This window comes from Arthrobacter sp. StoSoilB22 (assembly GCF_019977315.1).
Lineage (GTDB): Bacteria > Actinomycetota > Actinomycetes > Actinomycetales > Micrococcaceae > Arthrobacter.
In genome coordinates this window covers 21,642-48,201 of the sequence record NZ_AP024652.1, presented here as the reverse complement: position 1 = coordinate 48,201, position 26,560 = coordinate 21,642, and the positions used below count along the sequence as shown (strand labels likewise).

Below are 26,560 nucleotides of genomic sequence, written 5' to 3'. Positions count from 1 at the left end.
AGGCGATTGCTAGGCGCTGTGGCGCGTGTAGTCGCGGGGGACCACAATCATGGGAACGGGGAGGGCACGCAGGATCCGGTTTGCGGTGCTGCCCAGGAAAGTGGCCCGATGCTGGGCCAGGCGACTGGAACCGATCAGCAGGATTTCGCCGTCTTCCCAGTCGAGTCGGTCAACGGCTTCTTCGATGGTGCGGCCCTGCGCCACCACGATCTCCGGCTCACCTTGAAGGGAACCGGCGGCCGTCACGTCTGAAGAACCGGCGGCGTCCGCAGAACCGCCCGCGTCCGCGGAACCCCCGACGGCGGCAAGCCGGTCGGCGGCATGCACCCAGGCGGCGTCGGCCAACCCAGGCGAGTTACCGCCGTCGAGCGCCAACAAGGAGACGAGCCGCAGCGGAAGGCCGCGATCGCGCGCAGATTCAACGGCGACGTCGAGAAGTTCATCAGCGCCCGGGCGCGTCCCGAAACCGCAGCTCAAGCGCGTTATCGGATCCGTACGCTGATACCCTTGCGGCGCCAAAGCCACCGGAACCGGCGATGAGTGGAGCAGTGAACTCGCCACGGAACCGATCGTGAACCGCTTGAGCAGCCCGCCGTTGCTGGCGCCTATGACCAAGGCCGCGGCGTCGAATTCCACTGCGGCCTCGATCAGCGTGCGGGCCTCGGAATCGCCGCGGCGGATGTGCGCGCGTGCGGTGACATCCGCCGGGATCAACGCCAGGCCCTCGTCCAGCCAGCGCTTCGCTTGGTCGGTGAGGATGTCGTTGTAGCCGGCCTCGGGCGGATAGACGGCATTGAAAGGGGAATCCTCGGGGATCACCAGGACCAGATCCAGGCTCACATCGTGGTTCCTGGCCAGCGCGACGGCGAGGTGAACGGCATCGCGCCCCCTCGCATTGGCGGTGTAACCCACTACGTAGCGCATGGTGGTCCTTTCTGGAGTACCGCTTAAAAGGTGGTGCCGGCAGGCCGGGAATGACGCTCCCCCGGCCTGCCGCTTAGTTCTTTTCTGCCGCTAGACGGCTACCGTTGCCAGCTTGTTGGCTTCAACAATGCGTGCGGCAGTTGCTTGGCCCATGCGGACCGCACCATCCACGTGCTGGTAGCCCTCGGCTGCGAGGTCGGACGAGGACCAGTAGATCGGCCCGACGTTCGCGTGCTGGTCCTTGCCGTAGCGGTGCAGGCCGCCGAGGTCGTAGCTGGACGCGTAGGCACCGCGGGTCCACTCTTCGGAGCCCCAGTCGGATTCGTAGTAGACCTCGGGCGTGAGGGCCTTATCGCCCAGGAAGCCGGCGATCGATTCCAGGATGGCCTTCTTGCGGTCTTCGGCGCTGAGCTCGAACACGGCGTCGGCCTTTTCGTCGGATACGAAGCCCACCAAAGTGCCGCGGGAATCGCCGTGGTTGGTGTTGTCGTAAACCTCCTGGACCAGTGCGCCTGCGCTGAAGCCCGTGCCGGAAAGTCCTTCTTCGCGCCAGAACGGGGTCTCGTAAACAGCGTGGACCTTAATCACCAGGCCCAGCGACTGGTGCTGGTGCATCTGGTGCTGGCGACGCGGCAGCGGCGGCTCGAAGGAAACGCGGGAGTACAGGTTGGGCGGCACCGCCATGATCACGAAGCGGGCGTTGACGGTTGCCTCATCCGAAACAACGGTCACGGCGTTCTCTGACCAGTTGATGGTGCGGACCGGGCTGTTGAGTACGACGTCGTCACCCAGTTCTGCTGCCTGCAGCAGCGAAACCCGCTGCATACCGCCGATGACGCGCTTGTCCAGAATGAAGTCTTCGTCGGTCAGGTGGCTAAAGGAACCGGCCGAGGCCGCCATCAGGACTGCCTGGAGTGCGGAGAAGGCGTGTGCGGGCTTGGTGAGCATGCCACCGGCGATGAAGAGGCCAATGTTGTTGCAGGCTTCCTCGTCGCTGGAGTTCTGGCGGAGCCAGTGGTGGAAGGAGATGGTGTCCAGCTCGCGTGCCTTGGGGTGGGCCCAGGGTTCGGTGGGGCCGATCTCCGCAGCGAGCTCATCCAGGATGGCTACCAGCTTGTCCATCTCGGCCTTGGTGGTTTCGTTTACCGGGAAAGTGTCACCGGTGTACTGGGTGCGCTTGCCGTCTGCACCGATATAGACGGACTCGCCTTCGCGGTAGCGCGAGTACATTTTGAGTCCGAGCTCGTCCAGCAGTTCCATGAGGGCTGTCTGGTCCGGGGAAACCCACTGGCCGCCGATCTCCAGCATGGCGCCGTCGATGGTATCCGTCCAAGTGCGGCCACCCACGCGGTCGCGTGCTTCGAGCACCGCAACGCTGAGTCCGGCCTTCTTCAATTCGCGTGCTGCCGTCAACCCTGACGGTCCGGCGCCGACGATCACAACGTCGCGTTCAAGATTCTGCATGATGTCCTCTCCGTGGCCGTCCGTGGTGGCTGACCAATAAATGAATGGCATTCATTTATAACCATAATAGCGCTGGAGTCCGCCCCTGTGAAGACCCAGTGGAATAATGCTGGGGACACAGGCAGCAGAAAGGCTCCCGATGCCCGAACCCACCCCCGCTTCTTCCGCCCGACCTGCTCGCCGGCGCGCCGGCAGGCCGACCGCGGCTGTCTTGGACCAGGACGGGATCACGACGGCGGCACTGGAGTTAATCAGCAGCAAGGGTTACGACGGACTCACCATGGCCGCCCTGGCACGCTCCCTGGGCGTCGCGCCTTCCGCCCTTTACAACCATGTGGCCTCCAAAGATGACGTGCTCATTCTGCTCATGGACCATTTGGCCGCAATGGTGGACGTTTCCGCATTCGGCACCGAACCGTGGGATGAAGCCGTACGCCGCTGGGCCTGGTCCTATAGGGACGTTTTCTCCGCGCACACCCCCCTGATTCCGATCATTGCCGTACTGCCCGTGGCCAATGCCCCCAAAACGCTCGCCATGTACGAGTCAGTGACCGCCGGTTTCCGCGATGCCGGGTTCCCGGAGGACCGCATTATTTCCGCAATCGTGGCCCTGGAAGCCTTCGTGTTTGGCGCCGCTTACGACGTCACGGCCCCGGATGACATCTTCGACGCCGGCAGCCTCGCCCAGCAGGTCCCCAACTTCACGGCCGCTGTGGATAGGTTGTCCCTGGCAGGCCAGGAGCGGCCAACCGACGCAGCTTTCGTCCTGGGACTTGAAACCCTGATTGCGGGTTTCGGGGCGCTCCGGGATCAAGTTCCCAAAGGTGCGCATCAGAGGCTGAGGTAGCGGATTTCCCTGGTGTTGTCGCTGTAAGTCACCTCGACGGGTACTTTTTCCTCTGACGAGTTCGTCAGCTCCCCTCCCGGAAGCCAGAAGGCGAACTGGCCCTTCGATACTGTGGCCGTAATCTTCTCGCCTGCCGTGCTGATGTAGGTCATGGAGGCCACGTCCGGGCCAACTTGCCCTGAAGCCATCGAGAGCGGATTGTCACCGATGACGCCGGTACCGAGTTGGCTGGTTCTGATATCCCTGCCGGTGGGCTTCTTGCCATCTCCCGGCTTTCCTACTGAGCCAAAGGAACCCCTTTTGAACCATGGGGCCGAGGAATCGGTGGTGCAGTTAGCTTCGAAGCCGTCAGTGCTGCTGAGGACAACCGTGGTCCAGGCTCCCCGCTTTTCTGCAATTGCCACGTCAGCTACTGCCACGTCATTGACGTACATGCCATCACCAATCCTTTTGCTGGACCGGGCGCAGTCGGAAACCGCGCTATCGCGCTCGGCACCTATCAGCGCACCCGGCGCGGCGGTCCACGTTGCAAAGGCCGGGTCGCCTCCCGAGAGAGCCGGCCCCATCAGGAATCCAACTGTGGTTGCGAAAGCAACTGCACCCAAAGCAAGGGCGCGACGACGACGACGGCTTGGAATCGACGTCGACGTTTGGTGTTCTGCAGGTTCGGCGCCCCTGGCGGCTGGAGTTGGGTGGGACCGAAGAATCAGTTCCAGATCTTTCTGCGAACGTCGCGGGTCAGTAGGTTTGTTCTGCTCGGCGGCGTCCATGGACCGCAGAAGAGTATCGATGTTCCGGCTGTTTTTCATGGTGTGGTGGCCTTTTCGGAAGATGTGGCTGGCGCCGGCGACTCTTGGCGCGGGATGTGATCAAGGAGTAGCCGCAGGGCTCGCCTTGCGCGGGTGAGGCGGAGCCGGAACGCAACGGGAGAAATGCCCAATACCCGTGCTGCCTGGGGTGCGGCCAGGTTCTCGAAGATCGCCAGCCCGAGGGCCTCTTGATGGATCGCGGAGAGCAGCTCCCAGGCTCTGCCTAGATCAACGCGGCTGCTGACCAGATCAGCGTGGGAATCGGCGTTGGATACAGAGGTCGCGTCGGCGAGGCGGACGCCCAGCGCGTGTCGACGCTGCTCTCCACGGCGGGCGTTGAGCATGAGGTTTCGAGTGATGCCAAAGATCCATGCCCGCGCATCGTCCTCGTGCTGAGGCGTTTCAGAAAAGCGCCGCCAGACGATGAGAAATGCCTCAGCCACTACGTCCTCGGCATGTGCCGCGTCTGTGCGGCGCTGAACGAACTTGAGCAGGTCAGCATAGGCGGATTGATACAGCGCCCGAAAGGCTTCTTCCTGGTCGGGGGCTCTCGATAGGTAGCTCATACCCAGTACCTGTCCGCCACGTACCTCAGTGTGTTGCATTCGCGCGATAAATTCTTGGAACTCAGGGGAGGGTGTCCCCCCAAGCCGGGTGCCGCCGTCGTGCGTTCCCGTGTGACGTCGCTTGGGCAAACCTAACCCTTGTAGTACAAGTACAAAACTTGTATCCTAAGTGACAGGCAAGGACGCCGCATTTACTAGGAGAACCATGAGCACCGTAGATCTGATTCGCCACATCAAGCTGTCCACGGCACGTTTACCCCTCACCGTACCCATCAGCGATGCCAAGGTCTTCACCGGCAGGCAAAAGCCCATGACCGAAGTGGTCTTCCTGTTTGCCGAGATCGCCACGGAACAAGGCCACCGCGGCCTGGGATTGAGCTACTCCAAACGCGCCGGCGGCCCTGCGCAGTATGCGCACGCCAAGGAAGTGGCAGAAGGGATCATCGGCGAGGACCCTAACGACATCGGCAAGATCTACACCAAGCTCCTCTGGGCCGGCGCCTCCGTGGGCCGTTCGGGTGTGGCTACGCAGGCCCTGGCGGCCATCGACATCGCGCTCTACGACCTCAAAGCCAAGCGCGCCGGACTCCCCCTCGCCAAGCTCCTAGGCTCCTACCGCGACTCCGTGCAGACCTACAACACCTCCGGCGGGTTCCTCAACGCCACGCTGGACGAGGTCAAGGAACGCGCCACGCAATCCATCAACGATGGCATCGGCGGCATCAAGATCAAGGTTGGCCTGCCCGACTCCAAGGAGGACCTGCGCCGAGTTGCCGGAGTCCGCGAACACATCGGCTGGGACGTCCCGCTCATGGTGGACGCCAACCAGCAATGGGACCGGGCCACCGCGCTGCGTATGGGCCGCCAGCTGGAGGAATTCAACCTCATATGGATCGAAGAACCGCTGGATGCCTACGACTTCGAAGGCCACGCGCACCTGGCCCGGGTTCTGGACACCCCCATCGCCACGGGTGAGATGCTCGCCTCCGTAGCCGAACACAAGGGCCTTATTAACGCGAACAGCTGCGACATCATTCAACCCGACGCACCACGCGTCGGCGGCATCACCCAATTCCTGAGGCTCGCAGCGTTGGCGGATGAACGCGGGCTGGGCCTGGCACCCCACTTCGCCATGGAAATCCACCTTCACCTGGCCGCCGCGTACCCCCGCGAGCCGTGGGTGGAGCACTTCGACTGGTTGGACCCGCTGTTCGAGGAGCGCCTCGAAACCAAGAACGGCCGCATGATCGTTCCGGACCGGCCGGGGCTTGGTGTCACCCTCAGTGAGCAGGCCCGCGCCTGGACCACCGAATCAGTAGAGTTCGGCGCGTAATCTTGAACCCATGAGCCGAAACCTGACCGCGGATCTCGCCGCCGATCTTCGCAACCGCATTGTGGACGGCGTCATCCAGCCAGGTGAGAAGCTCCCCAGCGAAAACACGCTCATTAGTGAGTTCGGGGTGAGTCGGACCGTGGTTCGCTCTGCCCTGACCCGGCTGCAGGCCGAGGGGTTGGTGGAAACCGAACGCGGGCGGGGCAGCTTCGCGCTGACCCCGCCGGCAGACGGCCCGTCTCCGGCGCCCGGTTCCCGGGCTGTTTCCAGCATGGAAGATCGGCTGCAGATGCTGGATTTCCGCGTTGGCGTGGAAACAGAAGCTGCCGCTTTGGCCGCGCGGAACCACACGGAGCGCCAGCTCAAGGCGATGCACGGAGCTTTGGAACAGTTCATCGCCAGCTCCGGCCACCCGGCACACTCCATGAAAGCCGATTTCGAGTTCCACCGGGCCATTGCCGCCGCCACGGGCAACCCCTTTTACACGGACTGCATCTCCGCCCTGGGCCAAACCATGATCACCATGCCACGCCCGCGCCTCGTCGCCAGCGACCACCAGGACTCACCCGAGCGCTTTGCCCAGGTCGTCCACGAGCACTCCTCTATATATGCGGCCATCGCGGAGGGCGACCAAGTGGCTGCCGCAGCCGCCATGCGCTTGCACCTGAGCAACTCACGACGCCGGTTCGCGGCTTCCGCGCGCGCCTAACCTCCCGCACACCCAACTAAGTAGCACTTAAGCGCGTTTAGCGGTACCGCGACATATGACGTCGCGGCGCTTTTTACTGGGACACAATTCGACTTTCAGCGTCCCCTTTTGACGAAATAGGAATCCCCACGACGCCCCATTGAGAACTATTGATCGACATTTCAGAAAACTGGCGCGTAAATTCCGAGTCCCGCTAACTTTTGAAGAACCCGTCATTTGTGACCGGGAAATCCATCAAAAGCCTTTGGGTGCTTCACGCAGGAATGCCTTGTCATGCACCCGGACAGAGAGACGCCGGCATGACAACACAGCTCACCCATGAACACACCGCAATCCAGACTTACGTCCAGGAGCTCAGGCGCCAGGTTGAGGGCATCGAGGTCCTCGAGCCGGGCATCGGGACCACCCGCTACAGTCACGACGCAGCCACGGCCAAAACCGCAGCTTCAAGCGGAAACCCGGGCCCCGCCGTCGTGCTTCCGGCAACAGCAGCGGACGTTCAGAAGGCGGTAAGACTCGCAGCAGAACATGGCGTGACACTGGTCCCCCGCGGAGCCGGGACGGGTTTGTCGGGCGGGGCCACGGCACACCAGGACCAGGTGGTCATTTCCACGGAAAAACTGACCGCCATCATCGAGGTCTCCCCGCTGGACGAAGTAGCGGTGGTTGAACCGGGCGTCATCAATGCGGACTTGAATAAGCATCTTGAACCTTTCGGGCTTTTCTACGCCCCGGATCCCGCCAGTTTCGATATTTCCTCCATCGGCGGCAATATCGCCACGAATGCCGGCGGGCTACGGTGCGCCAAGTATGGGGTGACCCGGGAGTCCATCCTTTCTCTGGACGTCGTCCTCGCAGATGGCAGCCTCATCACTATTGGTCACCGCTCCATCAAGGGCGTCACAGGACTGGATTTGACCTCGTTGTTTGTGGGTTCAGAAGGCATCCTTGGCATCGTCACCAAGGCAACGGTCCGCCTCCGCCCCATCCCCGTGGCCCGCATGACGGTCAGCGCGTTCTTCAACAGCACCGCGGAGGGCACGGACGGGCTGGCAGCCATCACCTTGTCGCCCGTGCGCCCGGCCGCGATCGAGTTCTTCGACACCCCCAGCCTGGCCAACATCGACGCCCACTCGGGGACCAGCCTGCGCAGCCGCGGTGCTGCGTTGATTCTCATCGAGATCGACGGATACGGCATCGGCGACCAAGCGGCGGACCTCGCCACCGCGCTCAGTGCGGTTGGTGGCCGCGTCACCGTGGAGTCCGACGACGACGGCGTGCGGCTGTGGGAACTGCGCCGCAGTGGCCGCGGCCTCCCGCAGGACAAGTGGTACATCGGCGAGGACATCGCCGTTCCCAAGTCCCAGCTGCCCAAGGTCTACGCCTCCTTCCCGGCCTTGGAAGCGCGCTTCGGCGTGGACATCTCGGCGGTATCGCACGCGGGCGACGGGAACCTTCACCCGCTCATCACCAAGGACAAAACGCCCGACGACGGCGCGAACCCGCCTGCCCCGCTTCTGGAAGCTGCCACTGAACTGGTGAAGGTGGCGCTTTCACTCGGCGGCACGGTGACCGGCGAGCACGGGGTAGGAACCATCAAGCGCGAATGGGCCGCGCTGGAACTCTCGGAGCGCAGCCGCGAGCTGCAGCACGCCATCAAGGCTGCAATCGACCCCCAGCAACTTCTCAACCCTGGCAAGGCCATCTAGCACCCTGCCCCCAGCATCACCCAACGCAATCCCCCAACGCATCAGGAGCACCCATGAACACCTTCAAAACCCCCGAATTCCGCAGGCGGGCCTTCTTCGCAGGCCTCGGCGCCCTCTCAACCGCTGCCCTCGTCACAGCTTGCGGAGGGACGACGGCCAGCACTGGCGCCGGCTCCACCACTCCGGTGGACGGCGGCAACATCACCTTCCTCATCCAGGGCTACGACACCGGGTGGGTCTCCAGCAAGACGTCCATCTCCAGCTACGAGGGCAACCTCTGGGGCCAGATCACTGACAAGCTGGTGTACGTCAATGAAAAGGGCGTGTTGAGCCCGTGGGTTGCTGAGAGCTGGGAAGAACTCAACGGCGCCAAGGACTTCGTGATCCACCTGAAGAAGGGCGTGACCTTCTCTGACGGAACGCCGCTGGATGCAGCGGCGGTGGTGGCCAACCTCAACGCCTGGGCCAAGGGCGATTCCACGCGTGGCGTCAGCAAGGTGGGCCTCTTCCCGTCCAGCAACTTCGTGTCAGCAGAGGCCTCGGATGCGGAAACCGTGAAGGTGTCCTTCTCCTCTCCCGCGCTGGGCTTCATCGCCACTCTGGCGTACCACGGCTGCATCCTGCTCTCCCCGAAGACCCTGGCTCTGCCGGTGGAAGCCCAGGCCGACCTCAGCCAGGAAATCGGCAGCGGACCGTTCGTGGTCAAGTCCTGGAAGCAGGGCGACACCTACGTCCTGGAGAAGCGCAAGGATTACAACTGGGGTCCCGCAGCGCTCGGCCACACCGGTCCGGCGCGACTGGACACCATCACGTACAAGGTCATTAAGGACACCTCGGTCCGGACCTCCACGGTGGTCTCCGGCCAGGCCGATGTTGCCTTCAACGTTGAGCCCCAGGAAATCGAATCGCTCAAGGCACAGGGCTTCACGGTGGGGACGCCGCGCTACCTGGGTTTCGTGGACGGATTCCAGGTCAACACGCAGGCCTTCCCCACCAACGATCCCGCTGTTCGCAAGGCTATCCAGCACGGCATCGATCGCGAAGAGATCCGCAATACGGTCTACACCAGCGACTGGAACGCGGCCACCACGTTTATCCAGGGCAACGTCCCGGAGGCAGGCGAGTTTAGCGACTCCTTTGAGTTCGACGCAGAAAAGGCCAACAAGCTTCTGGAGGACGCCGGCTGGACCAAGGGTTCTGACGAGTACCGCACCAAAGACGGCAAAACCCTCGAATTTACCCTCACGCCTAATCCCTATGTACCGTCCACCAAGGCCGAGGACGAGCTCATTGCCCAGCAACTCAAGAAGGTGGGTATTAAGATCAACCTCAAGGTGGTGGACGTGGCCGGCTACGCGGCCGTGCAGGCCAGCAAACCGCCGCTGTTCCAAACCTCACGCAGCTTCGTCGACGTCGGAACGGTCGCCGGAGTCCTGACCAGCCAGAACAAGGGCGAGGACTGGTTCGGACTGGGTACCAGCGACCAGAAGCTCAACGACCTCTCCACTGCGATCGCCACGGCTTCGGACCGGGCATCCCGCGAGAAGGTCGCCGACGAGCTCCAGCAGTACGTCCTGGAGCAGGGCTACTTTATCCCTCTTAACCAACTCGTCCAGCGCCTTTACCTGATCAGCCCGAAGATCAAGGATGTCCAGTACAACGGCCTGGCCTACGCCAACTTCTACACCGCGTGGATCTCGCAGTGACCAGCGATTACAAGCGCTTTGCGTTGACCCGCGCGGGTCAGGCGGTCGTCGTCGTTCTTCTGGCGTATGTCCTCACGTTCCTGGTGATCAGCGTCCTCCCCGGTGACGCCATCACCAACACGCTCCGGGACCCACAGCACGGCCTGAGCGAAGAAGACATCCAGCGCATCGTGGCGTTCTACGGCCTGGATCAGCCGGTGATCGTGCAGCTGCTGCTCTCGCTGGGACGGTTCCTGACGGGAGAGTTGGGCTTCTCGCTGCAGTCCAATCTTCCCGTGTCCCAGATCGTGGGAGATGCGCTGCCTTCCACGCTCACTCTTGCCACCAGCGCGCTGCTCATCGCCATAGTTTTCGCGGTGGTCATCGCGTACGGCGCCCAGTATTTGCCGGGCAAGTGGGCGGCTACCGTCCGTTCCATTCCGTCGTTCTTCCTGTCGGTCCCCAACTTCGTGATCGGCCTGGTGCTGATCGAGTTCTTTGCCTTCCGGCTCCATTCCTTCACCACCACAGATCCCAACAGCCCGGTGGCGACGTTGTTCGCCGCGATCACCCTGGCCATTCCGGTCTCCGCTCCACTGGCCGAGGTGTTGATAGCGAGTTTGGACCACGAATCCCGGCAGGAATACGCCGTGGTGGCCCGTTCACGCGGGCTGACCGAGGCCAGGCTCTTCGCCAAACACCTGGTGAAGCCGTCCGCCCTCCCTTCCGTGGCCATGGTGGCGCTCATTGTGGGTGAGCTTCTGGGCGGCTCCGTCATCACCGAGACCATCTTCGGCCGTGACGGCATCGGCACCGTTGTCCAGAAGGCGGTGACGGGAGAAGACCAACCCGTGCTCCAAGCCGTGGTGTCCCTCTCAGCCGTGGTCTTCGTGGCCGTGAACCTCGTGGCGGATCTTGCCTCGCCGCTGTTGGATCCACGCGTCAAACTCCGGGAAAAGGTGGGCGCATGACTGCCACGCTTGGCTACACCCAACTACGCAATGTTGGAACAGCATCCAAAAAGCTCAATGCGGGACTGCCTCCAGTCACCGTAATCCTGTCTTTCGCCGTGGTCCTGCTGGTCATCCTGTGGTCACTCGTCCCGGGCTTCTTCACATCCTTCAGCCCGGTCACGGGCGATACCGCGAGCAAACTGGCGGCACCGAGCGCCGCGCACTGGTTCGGCACGGACTACCTCGGACGCGACCAGTACGCACGCGTCGTCTACGGCACGGCGTCCTCCGTCACCAGCGCTTTGGTGGCGGTGCTCATCGGATTGGTGGTGGGCAGCATCATCGGGCTCGCCAGTGGATTCCGTGGCGGCTGGCTGGACTCCATTCTGGGCCGGTTCGTTGACGTTCTCCTCGCCATCCCCGGGTTCCTGCTGGCCGTGGTCATCGTCAGTTCGCTGGGTTTCCAAACCATCAACGCCGCCATCGCCACCGGAGTGTCCGCCGTCGCGGTCTTTGCCCGGCTGATGCGCGCGGAAGTGATGCGCGTCCGCAGCGCCACGTACGTGGAGGCGTCCTATCTGGAAGGCGGGAACCGGCTGCACGCGTTGCTCGGCCATATCCTCCCCAACGCCTACAGGTCCGTGCTGGTACTGGCGGTGCTCCAGTTCGGCACGTCCATCCTGATCATTGCCTCACTGGCCTTCCTGGGTTACGGCGATCCGCCCCCGGCCTCCGACTGGGGTCTCCTAGTGGCCTCGGGCAAAACCTACGTAACCGCTCCATGGCTCGTCTACGCGCCGGCGCTGGTCATCGTGGTCACCGTTTTATCCGTCAACCGCATCAGCCGCTGGCTGCGAAAGGCGAAATGACATGACCCTGAACACCAAGGACCGCAACGTGTCCGCAGACCTATTAACAGTGCACGGTTTGTCCATCGCCTACGGTCCCACCGCCGTGGTCCATGACGTCTCCTTTTCGGTGGCCAAAGGCGAGAGCCTGGCGCTCATCGGAGAGTCGGGATCGGGCAAGTCCACTATCGCCAAGGCCATCCTCCGGTTGCTTCCCCACGGAGAAGCGACGGCCACGGGGCGTGTAGCGCTCAACGGACAGGATGTCCTGGCGCTGCCCGAGAAGCACTTCCGTCCCCTCCGCGGCCGGGAACTGGGCTTCATCCCCCAGGACCCTGCATCGGCTTTGAACCCCGTGCGGACCATCGGCGCGCAGGCCCACGAGGCCGCCGCGCTGCTCGGCGAAACAGACCCAACGGTCCGCCGCGCAAAAATCCTGGACGTGCTGGAGCAAGTAGGCCTCCCGGACCCTGCCCGGGTTTACGATTCCTACCCGCACCAGCTCTCCGGCGGCATGCTTCAGCGCGTGCTGATCGCGCTCACGGTGTTGCCTCGTCCGGCGCTGATCGTGGCTGATGAACCAACTTCCGCTTTGGACGTAACGGTTCAGAAGCTCATCCTGGACATGCTGACCGAGCTCCGCCGCGAGCTGGACATCAGCCTGCTCCTCATCACGCATGACCTCGCGATCGCCGCCGAGCGCGCCGATTCCCTGGTGGTGCTGAAGGACGGCTCAGTGCAGGAAAGTGGACCGTCCCTGGAAGTGTTCGCTTCGCCTACCACCGATTACGCGCGGAGCCTTCAGGCCGACGTCCCGGCGCTCCACCCGGACCGGTACCGCAACCAGCGCATCACCCTTACGGAAGCGAACCACCTTGAGGAAGCGCACGACGGCGGCTCCCGCACTCAGGCTGTTGCTTCACCGACAGCGGGACCCCAGATCGATGTTCAAGGGGTGACCAAGCGCTTCTCCGCCGGCGGAAAGGACGTCCTCGCCTGCGACGGGGTGTCCTTCTCCGTGGAACGTGGCCGAACGCACGCGCTCGTCGGCGAGTCCGGGTCCGGCAAAACCACTGCGGTCCGGCTGCTGCTGGGTCTTGAACAGCCGGACGCTGGGGAGATTACGGTAGCCGGCCAATCGACGTCGGGCCGTTCCAGGTCCGACGTCCGCGAGATCCGCCGCCATCTCCAGTTGGTCTACCAGAACCCGTTTACGTCCCTCGACCCCACATGGCGGGTGGGCAGGATTGTCCGCGAACCACTGGATGAGTTCGGCGTGGGCACCAAGGCAGAGCGTGCCCAGCGGGTTCGCGAGGCTTTGGAAGCCGTGGGCCTTCCATCCGATGTGGCCTCGAGGCGGCCTGCGCACCTGTCCGGCGGCCAGCGCCAACGGGTGGCGATCGCCCGGGCGCTGGTGGTGAGGCCCGACGTCGTGGTTTTGGATGAACCCACCTCCGCACTGGACGTGAGCGTCCAAGCGGGAATCCTCGAGCTGCTGTCCAAACTGCAACGTGAATTGGGGCTGACGTATCTCTTCGTTTCGCACGACCTCGCACTGGTGAGGCAGGTGGCCGACACCCTCTCCGTCCTGCGTCGCGGCCAAGTGGTGGAGGACGGACCTGTGGAGGAGATCTTCCACAGACCACAACACCCCTATACCCGCGCCCTCCTTGAAGCGATTCCCCTGGCAGCCGTGGCCTCAGAGCCGGCAGCCGACCAACAACTAGCGAAGGCAACAGCATGACCGTGAACCTGATATCCACCCGTCGGCCCGCGCTCATCGAGGCCTTTACCGCCCCCAAAGGCTTTGGGGACCAGACGCTGCGTGATCGGCGGGCAGATGCGATCGAGCTTCTTGGTGGCATTCCGGATCCCAGCGTCCTCCCCACGGAGGAACTGGCCGCCGCCACAACACGTGTGCTGTCCAAGCCCGGCGTCCCTGCGCTCCAATACTCACGGACAGAGGGTATTTCGCCGCTGCGGGAGTGGATCGCAGAACGCGAAGGCGTCTCTGTTGACCGGATCCTCATCACCAACGGCGGGTTCCATGGACTCTCCTTGGCAATCCAGTCCGTAGTGGAACGCGGCGACCTGGTGGCCGTGGACAACCCGATCTTCCCGCTGTTCCTCCGCGGGCTCCAGCTCTCTGACGCACGGACTCTGCCCGTATTTGTGGGTCCGCAGGGTCTGGACGTCGATCAGCTCTCGGACCAGCTCAGGGGCGGTGCCCGACCATCCGCCCTATATACAGTGCCTGACTTCCACAACCCCTCCCAAGGCACGCTGTCCGGAGAGGCCCGGAAAGAACTCGTGCGGCTGGCCGAACACTACGGATTCGTGGTCCTGGCGGACAACCCGTACCGTGAGCTTCGCTTTACGGGCGAGCAAGAGACTGTGGAGGAGTTCAATAACTCGGACCACGTCCTCCACATCAACACCTTCACCAAGACACTGGGGCCGGGGTTGCGCCTTGGATGGACCGTGGCTCCGGAGCGCTTGGCGCGTGATCTGGTGGCATTGCGCAGCCGCCAGGATTCCCACAGCTCCACGCTGGTCCAGGCCATCATCGGGGAACTGGTCACGTCCGACCCTGGAATTTTCGACGCAACCCTGAACCGGGCCCGCGCCCTGTACCGGAACCGCGCTGAAACGCTGGTTGCCGCCCTGCACCGGGAAGCTCCTGGAGCTTTTGAGACTGTTCTCCCGGACGGCGGACTGTTCCTCTGGCCCAAACTGGCAGACAACTCCGTGGACCCTGAGCAACTGGCCGCTGATGCCAGCGCAGAAGGGGTGGAGTACCAGCGGGGTTCGTTCTTCCCCTCAGGGCCCGGAACGGACGCTGACCGGCACCTGCGCCTGGCGTACGGCGACGTTGCGGCGTCAAAGCTGGAGGAAGCGGCTGCGCGCCTGGGACGTGCGCTGAAGCGGCAAGTTCCATAGGCCTCACCCAACTGGAAAACAAAAGAGCCCCGGTCCTAAGACCGGGGCTCTTTCACTTGCGTGCGCGAGGGGGGATTTGAACCCCCACACCCTTTCGGATACTGGCACCTGAAGCCAGCGCGTCTGCCGTTCCGCCACTCGCGCGCAACTTCTTTTTCCGGACTTCCGCTGGTCTCCCAGCTTCGTTTCCTTCAAAAGCAGCGAGATCAAGCATAACGGACAGTCGCCGCAAAACACCAATCGAAAGGTAGGAGGCGTCCCCGAAGAGGCCAGGAGTCCCCCAACAATGGCTTAACCAGGTGAGAATTTCAGCCCTCCCCTCCCGCGCTACCATGGGCCGGAAACGAACTTTTCCGGGTCGCAAGGCGTTGTGGATTAAGGCCATTCCCAGTCAGTCCCAGTAGTATCGGGAAGTGGAAGGGCCGTCAGGCGCGTACTTCGCTGTGTGTGCGGACGGATCAATGGACGGACTATCGGACCAGGCACAACGGGTGCCGCGGCAAGGAAAGGAGAAGGACCATGGGTTTGCTGGATAAAGTCGAGCGCGGCATTGAAAAGGCTGTCCGCAACGTCTTCTCCACGGGGTCGCGGGCACGTGTTGAGCCAGTGGAGATTGCAAGCAAGCTGAGGCGCGAGTTGGACAATAAGTCCATCACCATCGCTGCCGGGCGGACGCTGGCTCCAAATGTCTTTGATGTCCTGTTGAGTGACGAGGACTTTGCCCGGGCCCAGGAATGGGGAACACCATTGGCCGAGGAATTGTGCGACGTCGTCATCCAGCACGTCCGTAGCCAGGGCTACACGCTCCAAGGCGCCGTGCGCATTTCGTTCCGACGCAACGACGAGGAACGTGCCGGTCACTTCGAGATCGCTTCGCGAACAGAGAAGCAGTCAAACGACGGATCAGCACCGGCGCCGTCCCCCAGGGCCAACGTCCCCGCCGCTCCGGTGCGGCAGCCCACGCGCATGCAGCCTGTACTGGACATCGGCGGTCAGCGGTATTCGCTCAACGCCCTGTCCGTGGTGCTTGGTCGCTCCTCCGAAGCCGACATCCTGGTGGATGACACAGGTGTTTCACGGAAGCACCTTGAGGTCCGCACGGAAAATGGCACCACGTGGGCCGTTGATCTCGGCTCCACCAACGGCAGCTACGTTAATGGACATAAAGTGAACGGCAGCGTGGAGCTTACAGACGGCTCAACCATCACGATGGGACGTACCAAGATCATTTTCCGCCTCCTCCCCCAAACCCCGGGCGGTCACGCGTGAACGACATCAGCGAACTGACCATCACAGCGCTTCGCTTCGGATTCCTCCTCCTACTCTGGGTCCTGATTTTCAGCATCGTCACCACCATGCGCCGCGACTTCCAGATAGGCCGCAAGGCTGTCACCGGCGTTCCCACGGCACGGGAAGTCCGCAAGCATCCTGAACTAGCGGCTTCGCCGCCGCCGGCAATCCAGCATGCGCGAACACTTGTAGTTACTGAGGGTCCCCTCAAAGGCACCACGGTCCCCCTGGCGGCCAGCCCCATTCTGCTGGGCCGCGCGCAGGAAGCCACGCTTGTCCTGGAGGACGACTACGCTTCCGGCCGGCATGCACGCCTGTTCCCGCAGGGTAGCCGCTGGTTCATCGAGGACCTGGGCTCCACCAACGGCACCTACCTGGCCGATCAGCAGCTCACCCGCGCATTGCCTGTTGAGCTTGGCGTCCCCGTGAGAATCGGCAAGACGGTCATTGAATTGAGGCCGTAGTCCATGGCCTCCCCCGAGACCCCCAAAGGCCAGGAAAAGCCTGCGGAGCGCCCGCTCATCATGCGCTACGCCGCTCGTTCCGACGTCGGACGGATCCGCTCCAAGAATGACGACTCCGCATATGTGGGTCGCCATCTTGCCGTGGTGGCCGACGGCATGGGCGGTCACGCCGGCGGCGATGTCGCTTCCGCTTCAACGGTTCTGGACATGATCCACCTTGATCATGACGACTATCCGGAGGGTGCGGACACCGTCCTGGCCGACGAGATCCAGACCGCCAATTCCCTTCTTTCCGAGCTCGTGCACCAAAATCCCAAGCTTTCGGGGATGGGCACCACCGTGACAGCCCTGCTTTTGGAGGGCCGCAAGCTCCACTTCGCCCACATTGGCGATTCCCGCGCCTACAGGCTGCGCAACAAGAAGTTTGAACAGGTCAGCATTGACCACACGTTCGTGCAGCGGCTCATTGACGAGGGCCGGCTGCGCCCGGAGGAAGCCGAAACGCATCCGCACAAGAACGTCTTGATGCGAGTCCTCGGCGACGTCGATGCCAGCCCCGAGCTGGACCTGGATGTCCTGGATGTGGAACCTGGCGAACGCTGGCTGCTCTGCTCCGACGGACTCAATTACGTTGCCGGCCACGTGGTGGAGCGCATGGTCCGTGAAACCAAGGACCTACGCGAATGTGCTGAGATCCTTGTTGACCTGACCCTTGAAGCCGGCGCCCCGGACAACGTCACCGTGGTGATGTTGGAGATTGCGGAGGAGACCGACGACGACGTCAACACGGCCGCCGTCGACGTCGTTCCGGCAGCGGCGCTTGCCGCGGTTGACGAGCCTGACGCGGTGACGGCCACCAAGTCCGCCGATGATGTGGCTGCGGACAAAGCTGTAGAAGACAGCAAAACCGAGTCGAAGCCCAAAGCCGAGCAGCAGGCAGGCGCTGGATCGTCGTTTAGTGCGGGCAATCCTGACAACAAACAAGACGCGGCTGACGACACTTCAACCGGCGAGTCCACTGAACCTCCTGCCACCACCGACCCGCACCTCGGCGAGCATTTGTCGGCGGAAGTGCTGCGCGAGGAATTGGCCAGTCGGCCTCATGAGCTTGTTGGTGCAGCTGCAACCGCCGCCGAAACGGGCTCCATTCCCACGGTGGCCGGCCGCACTGTGGCACGGAGGGCAGCTACTGTCCTGACACACAAGGCTGAACAGGACCGCGTTGAGGTGGAAGAGCCGCCGCGACGCCGCGTGCGCTGGTTGATGCCTGCGGTTGCAGCGGTGGTTGTCCTGGGTGTGGTGGTGGGCCTCTGGCTTGGCTATGCCTGGACCCAAACGCGCTACTACGTGGGCGAATACGATCAGCGGGTCGCCATCTTCAACGGAATCTCGCAGCGGCTCGGCCCCATTCAACTTTCCCGGCTTGAAGCCGTAACCGATATCAGGGTGGATTCATTGCCGGAATACGGCCAACAGAGCGTACGCCAGACAGTACCGGCGGGCGACCTCGACGGTGCGCAGGACATCGTGGAGAACCTGCGGAACACCGGCAGCGCCTCTGCGAACTGCCCCAGCCCCGCGCCCACGGCCGCGGGCACCGCGTCGGGATCGGCAACCCCTACGCCAGCACCTACGGCCACTGTGCCCATTCCCAGCACGGCCGCCGTCGCCAGCCCCACTCCTTCGCCCGTCCCGACTCCCTGTGAGGCGGCCAAATGATGCAGACTGAGATAGCCCCCAAACCCCGCCGGAACGTTGAGCTGGTGCTCATCGTCCTGGCCCTTGCCGTGGGCATCGGCGCCAGTGCCTTGGTGAGTATCAACTCGGAAGTCGGACTCGATAGCGACTTCTGGTTCCAGTCCAGCCTTTTGGCCGTGGCTGCTTTCGCATTCCACGTCGTCCTCAGGCTGCGCGCGAAGTATGCAGACCCGGTAATACTTCCCATCGTGGTTGCGCTCAATGGCCTCGGCCTGGCGTTGATCCACCGGATGGACGGTCCCGGGGACGATACGGGCAACAACCAGCTCCGGTGGACCCTTATTGCCATGGCGGTCTCCATAGCCGTGATCTGGTTCCTCAAAGACCACCGGATCCTGCGCCGGTTCACGTACATCTCCCTGGCGGTCAGTGCGTTCCTCCTGGTCCTTCCTTTGATCCCCGGCATCTCCGCGGGTGAAATCCTTGGCGCTCGGGTCTGGATCCGCGTTGGGCCCATGACGTTCCAGCCCGGTGAAATCGCCAAGATCACCCTGGCCATATTCTTCGCAGGGTATCTGTCCTCCAACCGGGACCTCATTCTGCTGGCGGGCCGGAAGATCGGCCCTATGCAGTTCCCCCGGTTCAAGGACCTTGGCCCCATGATCACCGCCTGGCTGGTGAGCATCGGCGTCCTCGTCTTCCAGCGCGACCTCGGATCTTCCATCCTCTTCTTCGGCCTGTTCATTGTGATGATTTACGTGGCCACCAGCCGTATCTCCTGGGTGGTCATCGGCCTGCTGCTGATTCTGGGCGGAGGCTTCATTGCTTCCCAGATCTTCTCCCACGTCGCTTTCCGCATCGATAGCTGGATCAATGCCTTCACACCGGAGGTCTTCGGCAGGTCACCCGGCGGTAGCGGCCAGATCGTGGAGGGCTTGTTCGGCATGGCCGACGGCGGCCTGGTGGGCACTGGTCTTGGCCAGGGCCGGCCGGATCTGGTCCCGTTCGCCAACAGCGACATGATTGTGGCCCTCATTGGTGAAGAGCTCGGCTTGATAGGCCTCTTCGCCGTGGTGATGCTGTACATGTTGCTCTTCACCCGCGGTTTCCGCGCAGCTTTGGGCACCCGGGACGCTTTTGGAAAGCTCCTCGCCTGCGGCTTGTCCTTTGCCATTGCCCTGCAATGCTTCGTAGTGATTGGCGGCGTCACCCGGCTCATTCCCTTGACCGGCCTCACCACTCCGTTCCTCGCAGCCGGCGGCTCTTCGCTTCTGGCCAACTGGATCATCGTTGGCCTGCTGCTCATGATCTCCAACACGGCCCGCGGCCCGGTGGACACCACCCCCATGGTTAACAAACCGCCCGCAAGCAGCACGCCGGACAGCCGCAAACCGGCTACAGGACAGACACCCAGCGCACCAACAGAGGCGGTGAAGCAACAATGAACCAGGCTATTCGCAGCAGCTGGATGGCTGCCGTCGCCATGTTCGCGTTGATCTTCGGCGCCATTAGCTACGTCCAGGTGATTGGTGCTGACGACCTCAACGCCAACCCCTGGAACCAGCGCGCTGTTTTGGCATCCTTCTGCAACGAGCGCGGCTCCATCATTGTGGGTGGAAAACCGGTGGTTGAGTCGGTTCCCGGAACGGAGTCCTGCGCCTTCCAGCGCCAGTACAACCAGCCACAGCTGTATGCCGGCATCACCGGATACTTCTCCAAATTCTTTGGTTCCACCGGCTTGGAACAGTCCATGGGGGAAACCTTGGCGGGCAACTCTGATCAGCTGTTCCTGGATCGCATGAGCCAGATGTTCCTCGGTAAAGAGCCAAAAGGAGCATCTGTGGAGTTGACCTTGGATCCTGCCCTGCAGCAGTTGGCCATGGATCTGATTCCTGAAGGCCAGCGGGGCTCCATTGTGGTCACCAACCCCAAGACCGGCGCCATTTTGGCCATGGCTTCCAAGCCGACCTATGATCCCAACCTGATTGCCACCCATGACCGGACCACAGCGGAAGCAAATTATGCACAGCTGAACCAGATTCCGGGTATCAACCTGAACCAGAACGTCAGCGGTCCTACAGGTAACCTGCTTTCGCCCGGCTCGGTCTTCAAGCTCATTGATACTGCTGCGGCACTGAATTCCGGTAAGTACAACAAGGACAGCGAACTCCCGAATCCCAGCAGCCTTCCCTTGCCCGGCAGCAGTGCCAGCCTGCCCAACTATGCCGGCGGCAACTGCAACGTCCGTGAGACAGCGTCCTTCGCCTTTGCCCTGGAGCAGTCGTGCAACACCCCGTTTGCGAGCATTGCACTTGACCTTGGCCAGGACGCCATCAGGGAACAGGCGCAGAAGTTCGGCTTCGGCCAGGATTTCGGTGACCAGCTCAAGCTGCAGCAAGCCATCAGCGTCTTCCCGGAGGACCTGGACCAGGCCCAGTTGGCACAGTCGTCTGTGGGTCAGCGCGATGTGAAGGCCACGCCGCTGCAGATCAACATGATGACGGCGGCCATTGCCAACGGTGGGGTGCAGATGAAGCCCAACCTGGTTGAGGCCATCCGTGCGCCTGATCTTCGGGTCATCAACGAACCCAAACCTGAAAAACTGCGGACCAGCACTACGCAGCCAATCGCCAGCCAGATCACTGAGTGGATGACCAGTGCCGTAGACAATGGCATTGCCAAGGGTGCAGCCGTTCCGGGCGTCAAGGTGGCCGGCAAGACAGGTACCGCCGAGCTCGGCGATTCAGGTTTGAATAACTCATGGTTTACCGGGTTCGCCCCGGCAAACGACCCGCAAGTAGCCGTCACCATTGTCATGGAGAGTGTGGACGTGCTAACCGGGGCCCAGCTAACCAGTCCGAACGCAAAGAAGATTTTTGAGGCGGTGTTGAATAAGTGAGGCCTACTTCAGGAATCACACTCGGCGGCAGGTTCCAGCTGACCAGTCGTATTGCGATTGGCGGCATGGGCGAGGTCTGGAAGGCCAAGGACCAGATCCTGGGCCGGATCGTTGCCATCAAGGTGCTTAAGGAGGAATACACGGGTGACCCCGGCTTCCTCCAGCGCTTCCGTGCCGAGGCACGACACACCGCGCTGCTCAACCACGTGGGCATCGCCAATGTCTTTGACTACGGCGAGGAAGCCGGTTCGGCCTACCTGGTCATGGAGCTTGTGCCCGGACACCCGCTGAGTGGCATCCTTGAGCGCGAACAGGTCCTGTCTCCGGACATGACGCTCTCCATCATTTCCCAGACAGCACGCGCCCTGGCAGTTGCGCACGCGCAGGGTCTGGTCCACCGTGACATCAAGCCGGGCAACCTGCTCATCACGCCGGACAACCGGGTCAAGGTCACCGACTTCGGCATTGCCCGATTGGCAGATCAGGTGCCGCTCACGCAGACCGGCCAGGTCATGGGCACCGCCCAGTATCTGGCTCCGGAACAGGCAACCGGACAGACGGCAACGGGATCCTCGGACATCTATTCGCTCGGTGTCATCGGCTATGAGTGCCTTACAGGCCACCGACCGTTCTCCGGTGAATCGCAGATTGCCATTGCCCTCGCCCAGGTAAACGACGCACCGCCGCCCCTTCCGGAGACGCTGCCCACGCCCGTGCGCGCCCTCCTGATGTCCATGCTGGCCAAGGATCCCAAGAACCGCCCGGCCAACGCCATCAAGCTGGCCGAAGCCGCTGAAGCCATCCGCAACGGTGACATCGCCACGGCGCACGCCGACGTACCCGGCATGCTGTTGTTCGAATCCACTACCGGGCCCATCACGGCACCGGTGGACACCGCAACGGCACCCACCGGCGTCGTCACCTCGCCTTACGGCAAGGAGCAGTCGACGACGGCGACCTCCGCACTTCCGGTGCTGGGCGCCGGCGCTGCAGGAGCTGCTTTGGGAGCCGCAGCCGCATCTGACAACCCCCTGACGCGGGCGAACGCCTTGGAGGCAGAGCGTCAGCTCACCGACGACGAAGAAGTGGTCTACACCGACGACGAGAACTTCGATGACGCTGAGCCGGAGCGCAAGAAGCGCAGCCCGTGGACATGGCCTCTGGTGGCCCTGATCCTTCTGGTCCTGTTTGCTTTGGTTGGTTTCCTGATCTCCCAGTCGGGATTCTTCTCGCCGAGCCCCGCGCCCAGCGAGTCCACCACCACCAGCACCAGCCGGAGCGCCAGCCCTACCTCTACGTCGGCCACCCCGACGCCGAGGCCCTCGGAGACCACTGAGGCACCCCAGCCCACGCAGTCGGTTCCCCAGAAAATCAACGTCATTCCTGAGCAGTACCAGGGCCAACCTTTCGAGACGGTGAGCGGACAACTTCGCGCCTTGGGTCTTGGAGTGAACGGTCAGGAAGTCTTCGACGACACCGCCCCCGTTGGAATCGTTATTAGCCTCAACCCCACCGGTCCTGTTGACCCGGGACAAACCATCACCGTGACCTACTCCAAGGGCCCGGAATTGGTGGCCGTACCTGCCATCGCGCCGGGAGTTGACGAAGCCCGGGTCCGGCAAGCCATTGAAGGAGCCGGACTGCAGTGGGTGGCAGGAGAACCCGTCAACGGTGCCATCGGCCAGCAGCCGGGAACGTTCGTGCGTTCCTCACCTGCGGCCGGCACCCAGGTGGCAGCGGGCTCAACGGTCACTTACTACCTGTCCAAGGCTCTGGTGCCCACCGAGCCTGAAACTCCCACTTCCACTCCCAGCGGCTCCGCCAGCCCCAGGAACTAAGTAAGCCGCCATGTCAACGCCACGTCCAGGTCCTGCGCACCGAGAGGAGAACACGCCCGTGTCTTCCCAGCGCATCCTCAATTCCCGCTATGAACTTGGCGAGTTGATCGGTCGTGGCGGCATGGCCGACGTTTACCGGGGAACAGACACACTGCTGGGACGCACCATCGCCGTCAAGGTGCTACGCGCCGACCTTGCCCGGGACCCCCAGTTCCAGGCCCGTTTCAAACGCGAGGCCCAGGCTGTCGCCGCGTTGAACCACCCGTCCATTGTGGCCATCTTCGATACCGGGGAATACTCGGTTCCTGGAGGCCCGGGGGAAGACGTGCGTGTCCCGTACATCGTCATGGAGTACGTGGCCGGACGCACGCTGCGCGACATGATCAAGGCCAACGAGCTTGGCGTTGAGGATTCCGTCGGTTTTACCCTGGGTGTCCTCGGCGCTCTCGAATACAGCCACCGCGCAGGCATCGTCCATCGCGACATCAAGCCTGCCAATGTGATGGTCTGTGCCGACACCGGCGATGTAAAAGTCATGGACTTTGGCATCGCGCGCGCCATGGCCGATTCTGCCGCCACAATGACCCAAACGCAGGCCGTGGTGGGCACCGCCCAGTACCTTTCGCCGGAGCAGGCCCGTGGTGAAACGGTGGATGCACGCAGTGACCTCTACTCTGCCGGTTGCCTGCTCTTCGAACTGCTGACCAGCAGGCCTCCGTTCATCGGCGATAGCCCAGTATCGGTGGCCTACCAGCACGTCCGTGAAATCCCGGACCTGCCCAGCGCCCATAATCCCGAAGTTTCCGAGGCACTGGATTCCGTCCTGGTAAAGGCGCTGCAGAAGAGCCGCACGGATCGGTTCCAGGACGCGGCAGCCTTCCGCCGCGCCCTGCGTGCGGCAAGCAATGGCATCCCCGTGCCCGCTGTGGCAGCCAGCGAGGCTCCCACGGACCCCAACGACCTCGTTGATCCTGAAGACCCGGCAACAGAGCTTTTGAGTGCCACGGCCGTGGGCTTCCTCGATGCCAACCAGTTCAAAGATGAGCCTCTTGATCCGCCCCAGGAAGAACCACTTCCCTTGGGCCTCCCTCCGGAACGTGAGCTGCCGGCGGCCCAGAAGTCCCGGCGTCGTGCCTGGGTTGCCACGTTGGTGATCTTCACAATCCTGGTACTGGCTGGCGGCGGTTTCTGGCTCTACAGCCTCATGAACATGCAGCCGCCGCCCCCCGCGAAAATAGCCGTGCCGGTGGTAACAAACATGTCTGAATCACAGGCCATCCAGGAACTGTACTCAGCCAAACTGAAGCCCAAATCAGTTCGCGAGCCAAACGACACCGTGGCCAAGGACATGACCATTGGGACATCACCGATAGCCGGTGCCTTGTTGGAACAGGATGCTGAAGTCATCCTGAAGATATCCAATGGCCCCAGCTCAGTGATCATCCCGGCGGACATCGTGGGGCGCACTGAACCGGACGCACGCGAAGCTTTGCGGCGGCTCGGCATCACAGGCGAAGTAGTGACCGCCTTGACCCACAGCCCAACTGTCCCCGCGGGCGTAGTGCTCGGCACGGCTCCCGCACCGGGCGGCGCGATCGCCGTGGAAAGCAAAGTGGAGCTGCAGGTATCCACCGGCAAGGTCCTCATGCCGCAGCTGATCGCCTTGCCGTTGGCCGAAGCGGAAGCCGCGCTGAAGGCCAACGGGCTCAACATCGCAGTTGTGGAACAGGAAAACTCGCAGGTTGCAGCTGGGACAGTCACGGCTCAAAGCGATGCCTTCAACACCGAGGTGGCTCAGGGCAAGGTTGTCACTGTCACGGTGGCGAAGGCCCCGGCTCCACCACCCACACCTACTCCCACGCCGACTCCCACGGAGACTGAGAAGCCGACCCCGACGCCTAAGCCCACCAAAAAGTAAGGAACCTCACCTACTGCTTGATGAGTGGGCTCAGTTTCGAGGCTCGTTCGGCCGCACCGGTCATGCCCAGGGACTCCAACCAGTTACCCAGCATCTGATACCCGCCTTCGGTGAGCACCGATTCCGGGTGGAACTGGACGCCGCAGAGGGGAGCGGTCTTGTGCTGCAGACCCATCACCACTCCGTTGGTTGTCTCGGCGGTGATTTCCAAAACGTCCGGGATGGAGTCCCGAACCGCCGCCAAGGAGTGGTAGCGGGTTGCCGTCACGGGCGACGGGAGACCAGCAAAGACACTCTTGCCTTCGTGCTGGACGGGTGAGGTCTTGCCGTGCATGAGTTCCGGTGCGTGTGTCACCACTCCGCCGTAGGCCTCGGCCAGGGCTTGATGTCCCAGGCAGACACCGAACATGGGCTTGGCGGCCTCGCCACACCACTTGATGAGCTCTATGCAGACTCCTGCTTCGGCTGGCGTACCCGGGCCGGGGGAGACCAGGACGCCGTCGCGGCTTGCTGCCAGCTCTATGGCCTCTGCCAGCGTCACGTCGTCGTTGCGGACCACCGTTGTTTCGGCACCGAGTTCCTGGAGGTACCCCACCAAGGTGTAAACGAAGCTGTCGTAGTTATCCACTACAAGGATTTTTGTTGTGCTCATGGCTGCTGCACTGAACCAATCGTTGAGTCGGTCAAAGTGGTGAATTGGGAGAACCACGGGAAGAGGAACTCCACCATCAGTACCAGGGCTACGCCCACCAGTACCAAGGATGTCAGGATCCGCACCCACAAGGGTCCCGGCAGATTGCGGAAGATCCACGCGTACATTGGTTACCCCTTTCCGTGTGCCCGCGCTACTTGGGCGGCGATTTCCGACGGCGGACCGGCTGAGGCAGGTTGCCAACTATCCAGCATCGAGTAAGCGATGATGCGTTCCTGTGCACCAAACCTCGGGTTGCAACTGGTCATGGTCAGGATACTTTCCGTGGGCTGGACTCCCGCTTCGGTGGGAACGGGCATCAGGACGTCCGTACGGTCCGGGAGGACGATCTGGTTGTTGCGGAAAACGTAGGTGTAGTAGCCGTCTGCCGTCTGGATGTAGATCTTGTCTCCGGGAACCAATGTGTGGATGTTGTCCAGGACTGCACCGTGGGTTTGACGGTGGCCAGCTACCGCAAAGTTGCCCGGCGCGCCAGGCATGCTGGTGCTTCCGTAGTGGCCCAATCCCAAGGTGTCCAGAACGTCCGAGCCGGTGCCTTCGATGATGGGGCGTGTGTAATCCGGGCCGAAACGGGGGATGTACATGATTCCGATCATTCCCGCGTAGGCGGGCGCCGGTGTAACCACCGGAGGTCCATAATCCACGGGGGCGGCAGGCGCCGCAGGGGTTATGGGGCCGGAGAATTCCTGAGCAAAGCTCTTGACCGCTTCTGTCTGCTTGGCGTCAGCTTCCACGTTGGTCCACCATAGTTCCCAGCCCACAAAAAGGAGCAGCACTATGCCTGCCGTAATCAGCAGTTCACCCAGAATCTGACTGATCTTGCGGACAACGTCAGAGGCCCGGAGTCGCTTGCGTGGGCGCAGTTCGTGCCCTTGGCTGGCGGACGGCATGGCGGAGGCCGCCGTCTGCTGCTGATGCGCCACAAGGTCTCCTTGCATAGGGCGCGGGCGGCAC

General features: G+C 62.7%; 23 protein-coding genes and 1 tRNA gene. 16 read left to right on the top strand and 8 right to left on the bottom strand.

What is annotated here, in order from left to right; genetic code table 11:
- Positions 1 to 9: 9 nt before the first annotated feature.
- Entirely contained in the window at positions 10 to 924 is a 915-nt protein-coding gene (locus LDN70_RS00235; RefSeq protein WP_223941350.1) for a universal stress protein, read from the bottom strand.
- 90 nt (positions 925 to 1,014) lie between these two features.
- Positions 1,015 to 2,439 (bottom strand): flavin monoamine oxidase family protein, encoded by a 1,425-nt coding sequence (locus LDN70_RS00230; protein ID WP_223941349.1) that lies wholly within the window; start codon positions 2,437 to 2,439, stop codon positions 1,015 to 1,017.
- Between the two features lie 55 nt (positions 2,440 to 2,494).
- Here LDN70_RS00230 and LDN70_RS00225 point away from each other — a divergent pair, with 55 nt between their 5' ends.
- Positions 2,495 to 3,235 (top strand): TetR/AcrR family transcriptional regulator, encoded by a 741-nt coding sequence (locus LDN70_RS00225; protein ID WP_223941348.1) that lies wholly within the window; start codon positions 2,495 to 2,497, stop codon positions 3,233 to 3,235.
- Here LDN70_RS00225 and LDN70_RS00220 read toward each other — a convergent pair.
- Complete coding sequence (locus LDN70_RS00220) at positions 3,220 to 4,044, bottom strand: hypothetical protein (protein ID WP_223941347.1); 825 nt, start codon at positions 4,042 to 4,044, stop codon at positions 3,220 to 3,222. The genes LDN70_RS00225 and LDN70_RS00220 overlap by 16 nt on opposite strands.
- Positions 4,041 to 4,649 carry an RNA polymerase sigma factor gene (locus LDN70_RS00215; RefSeq protein ID WP_223941346.1) on the bottom strand — a complete coding sequence of 203 codons (609 nt, stop codon included), beginning with the start codon at positions 4,647 to 4,649 and terminating at the stop codon, positions 4,041 to 4,043. The genes LDN70_RS00220 and LDN70_RS00215 overlap by 4 nt, the downstream gene beginning before the upstream one ends.
- 166 nt (positions 4,650 to 4,815) lie before the next feature.
- Here LDN70_RS00215 and LDN70_RS00210 point away from each other — a divergent pair, with 166 nt between their 5' ends.
- From LDN70_RS00210 to LDN70_RS00175, 8 genes are all read left to right on the top strand, one after another.
- On the top strand, positions 4,816 to 5,943 hold the full coding sequence (locus LDN70_RS00210; RefSeq protein WP_223941345.1) for an L-talarate/galactarate dehydratase: 1,128 nt from the start codon (positions 4,816 to 4,818) through the stop codon (positions 5,941 to 5,943).
- A 10-nt stretch (positions 5,944 to 5,953) separates the two neighbouring features.
- Positions 5,954 to 6,652 (top strand): FadR/GntR family transcriptional regulator, encoded by a 699-nt coding sequence (locus tag LDN70_RS00205; protein ID WP_142937273.1) that lies wholly within the window; start codon positions 5,954 to 5,956, stop codon positions 6,650 to 6,652.
- Positions 6,653 to 6,951: 299 nt separating this feature from the next.
- The gene (locus LDN70_RS00200; protein WP_223941344.1) at positions 6,952 to 8,361 is read left to right on the top strand and encodes an FAD-binding oxidoreductase; all 1,410 of its coding nucleotides are present in this window, start codon (positions 6,952 to 6,954) and stop codon (positions 8,359 to 8,361) included.
- A 53-nt stretch (positions 8,362 to 8,414) separates the two neighbouring features.
- Complete coding sequence (locus LDN70_RS00195) at positions 8,415 to 10,067, top strand: ABC transporter substrate-binding protein (protein WP_223941343.1); 1,653 nt, start codon at positions 8,415 to 8,417, stop codon at positions 10,065 to 10,067.
- Positions 10,064 to 11,017, top strand: a complete 954-nt coding sequence (locus LDN70_RS00190; RefSeq protein ID WP_223941342.1) for an ABC transporter permease — start codon at positions 10,064 to 10,066, stop codon at positions 11,015 to 11,017. The genes LDN70_RS00195 and LDN70_RS00190 overlap by 4 nt, the downstream gene beginning before the upstream one ends.
- Positions 11,014 to 11,868 (top strand): ABC transporter permease, encoded by an 855-nt coding sequence (locus LDN70_RS00185; RefSeq protein WP_223941341.1) that lies wholly within the window; start codon positions 11,014 to 11,016, stop codon positions 11,866 to 11,868. The genes LDN70_RS00190 and LDN70_RS00185 overlap by 4 nt, the downstream gene beginning before the upstream one ends.
- A 1-nt stretch (position 11,869) precedes the next feature.
- On the top strand, positions 11,870 to 13,591 hold the full coding sequence (locus LDN70_RS00180) for a dipeptide ABC transporter ATP-binding protein (protein WP_223941340.1): 1,722 nt from the start codon (positions 11,870 to 11,872) through the stop codon (positions 13,589 to 13,591).
- On the top strand, positions 13,588 to 14,787 hold the full coding sequence (locus tag LDN70_RS00175; RefSeq protein WP_223941339.1) for an aminotransferase-like domain-containing protein: 1,200 nt from the start codon (positions 13,588 to 13,590) through the stop codon (positions 14,785 to 14,787). The genes LDN70_RS00180 and LDN70_RS00175 overlap by 4 nt, the downstream gene beginning before the upstream one ends.
- Before the next feature lie 61 nt (positions 14,788 to 14,848).
- On the opposite strand, the gene LDN70_RS00170 is transcribed toward LDN70_RS00175, so the two are convergent.
- Positions 14,849 to 14,931, bottom strand: a tRNA-Leu gene (locus LDN70_RS00170).
- Between the two features lie 375 nt (positions 14,932 to 15,306).
- On the opposite strand from LDN70_RS00170, the gene LDN70_RS00165 reads away from it, so the two are divergent.
- From LDN70_RS00165 to pknB, 7 genes are read left to right on the top strand one after another with little or no spacing between them, the layout of a single operon-like run.
- Entirely contained in the window at positions 15,307 to 16,056 is a 750-nt protein-coding gene (locus LDN70_RS00165) for an FHA domain-containing protein (protein WP_142937274.1), read from the top strand.
- Positions 16,057 to 16,061: 5 nt separating this feature from the next.
- Positions 16,062 to 16,541, top strand: coding sequence for an FHA domain-containing protein FhaB/FipA (locus LDN70_RS00160; RefSeq protein ID WP_024818875.1), 480 nt, complete (start codon positions 16,062 to 16,064; stop codon positions 16,539 to 16,541).
- Positions 16,542 to 16,544: 3 nt separating this feature from the next.
- Positions 16,545 to 18,260: a PP2C family protein-serine/threonine phosphatase gene (locus LDN70_RS00155; protein ID WP_223941338.1), complete on the top strand. Its 1,716-nt coding sequence runs from the start codon at positions 16,545 to 16,547 to the stop codon at positions 18,258 to 18,260.
- Positions 18,257 to 19,684: an FtsW/RodA/SpoVE family cell cycle protein gene (locus LDN70_RS00150; protein WP_142937276.1), complete on the top strand. Its 1,428-nt coding sequence runs from the start codon at positions 18,257 to 18,259 to the stop codon at positions 19,682 to 19,684. Before LDN70_RS00155 ends, LDN70_RS00150 begins: the two co-directional genes overlap by 4 nt.
- The gene (locus tag LDN70_RS00145) at positions 19,681 to 21,138 is read left to right on the top strand and encodes a penicillin-binding transpeptidase domain-containing protein (RefSeq protein ID WP_142937277.1); all 1,458 of its coding nucleotides are present in this window, start codon (positions 19,681 to 19,683) and stop codon (positions 21,136 to 21,138) included. The genes LDN70_RS00150 and LDN70_RS00145 overlap by 4 nt, the downstream gene beginning before the upstream one ends.
- A complete protein-coding gene (locus tag LDN70_RS00140; RefSeq protein WP_223941337.1) occupies positions 21,135 to 22,976 on the top strand; it encodes a protein kinase domain-containing protein in 1,842 nt (613 codons plus the stop codon). The genes LDN70_RS00145 and LDN70_RS00140 overlap by 4 nt, the downstream gene beginning before the upstream one ends.
- Positions 22,977 to 22,986: 10 nt before the next feature.
- Entirely contained in the window at positions 22,987 to 24,894 is a 1,908-nt protein-coding gene (gene pknB, locus LDN70_RS00135) for a Stk1 family PASTA domain-containing Ser/Thr kinase (protein ID WP_223941336.1), read from the top strand.
- 10 nt (positions 24,895 to 24,904) lie between these two features.
- Here pknB and LDN70_RS00130 read toward each other — a convergent pair whose 3' ends face one another.
- From LDN70_RS00130 to LDN70_RS00120, 3 genes are read right to left on the bottom strand one after another with little or no spacing between them, the layout of a single operon-like run.
- Positions 24,905 to 25,546, bottom strand: a complete 642-nt coding sequence (locus LDN70_RS00130; protein ID WP_105691191.1) for an aminodeoxychorismate/anthranilate synthase component II — start codon at positions 25,544 to 25,546, stop codon at positions 24,905 to 24,907.
- Positions 25,543 to 25,713: a hypothetical protein gene (locus LDN70_RS00125; RefSeq protein WP_011772805.1), complete on the bottom strand. Its 171-nt coding sequence runs from the start codon at positions 25,711 to 25,713 to the stop codon at positions 25,543 to 25,545. The genes LDN70_RS00130 and LDN70_RS00125 overlap by 4 nt, the downstream gene beginning before the upstream one ends.
- A 3-nt stretch (positions 25,714 to 25,716) precedes the next feature.
- Positions 25,717 to 26,544, bottom strand: coding sequence for a class E sortase (locus LDN70_RS00120; RefSeq protein WP_166842626.1), 828 nt, complete (start codon positions 26,542 to 26,544; stop codon positions 25,717 to 25,719).
- Positions 26,545 to 26,560 lie beyond the last annotated feature (16 nt).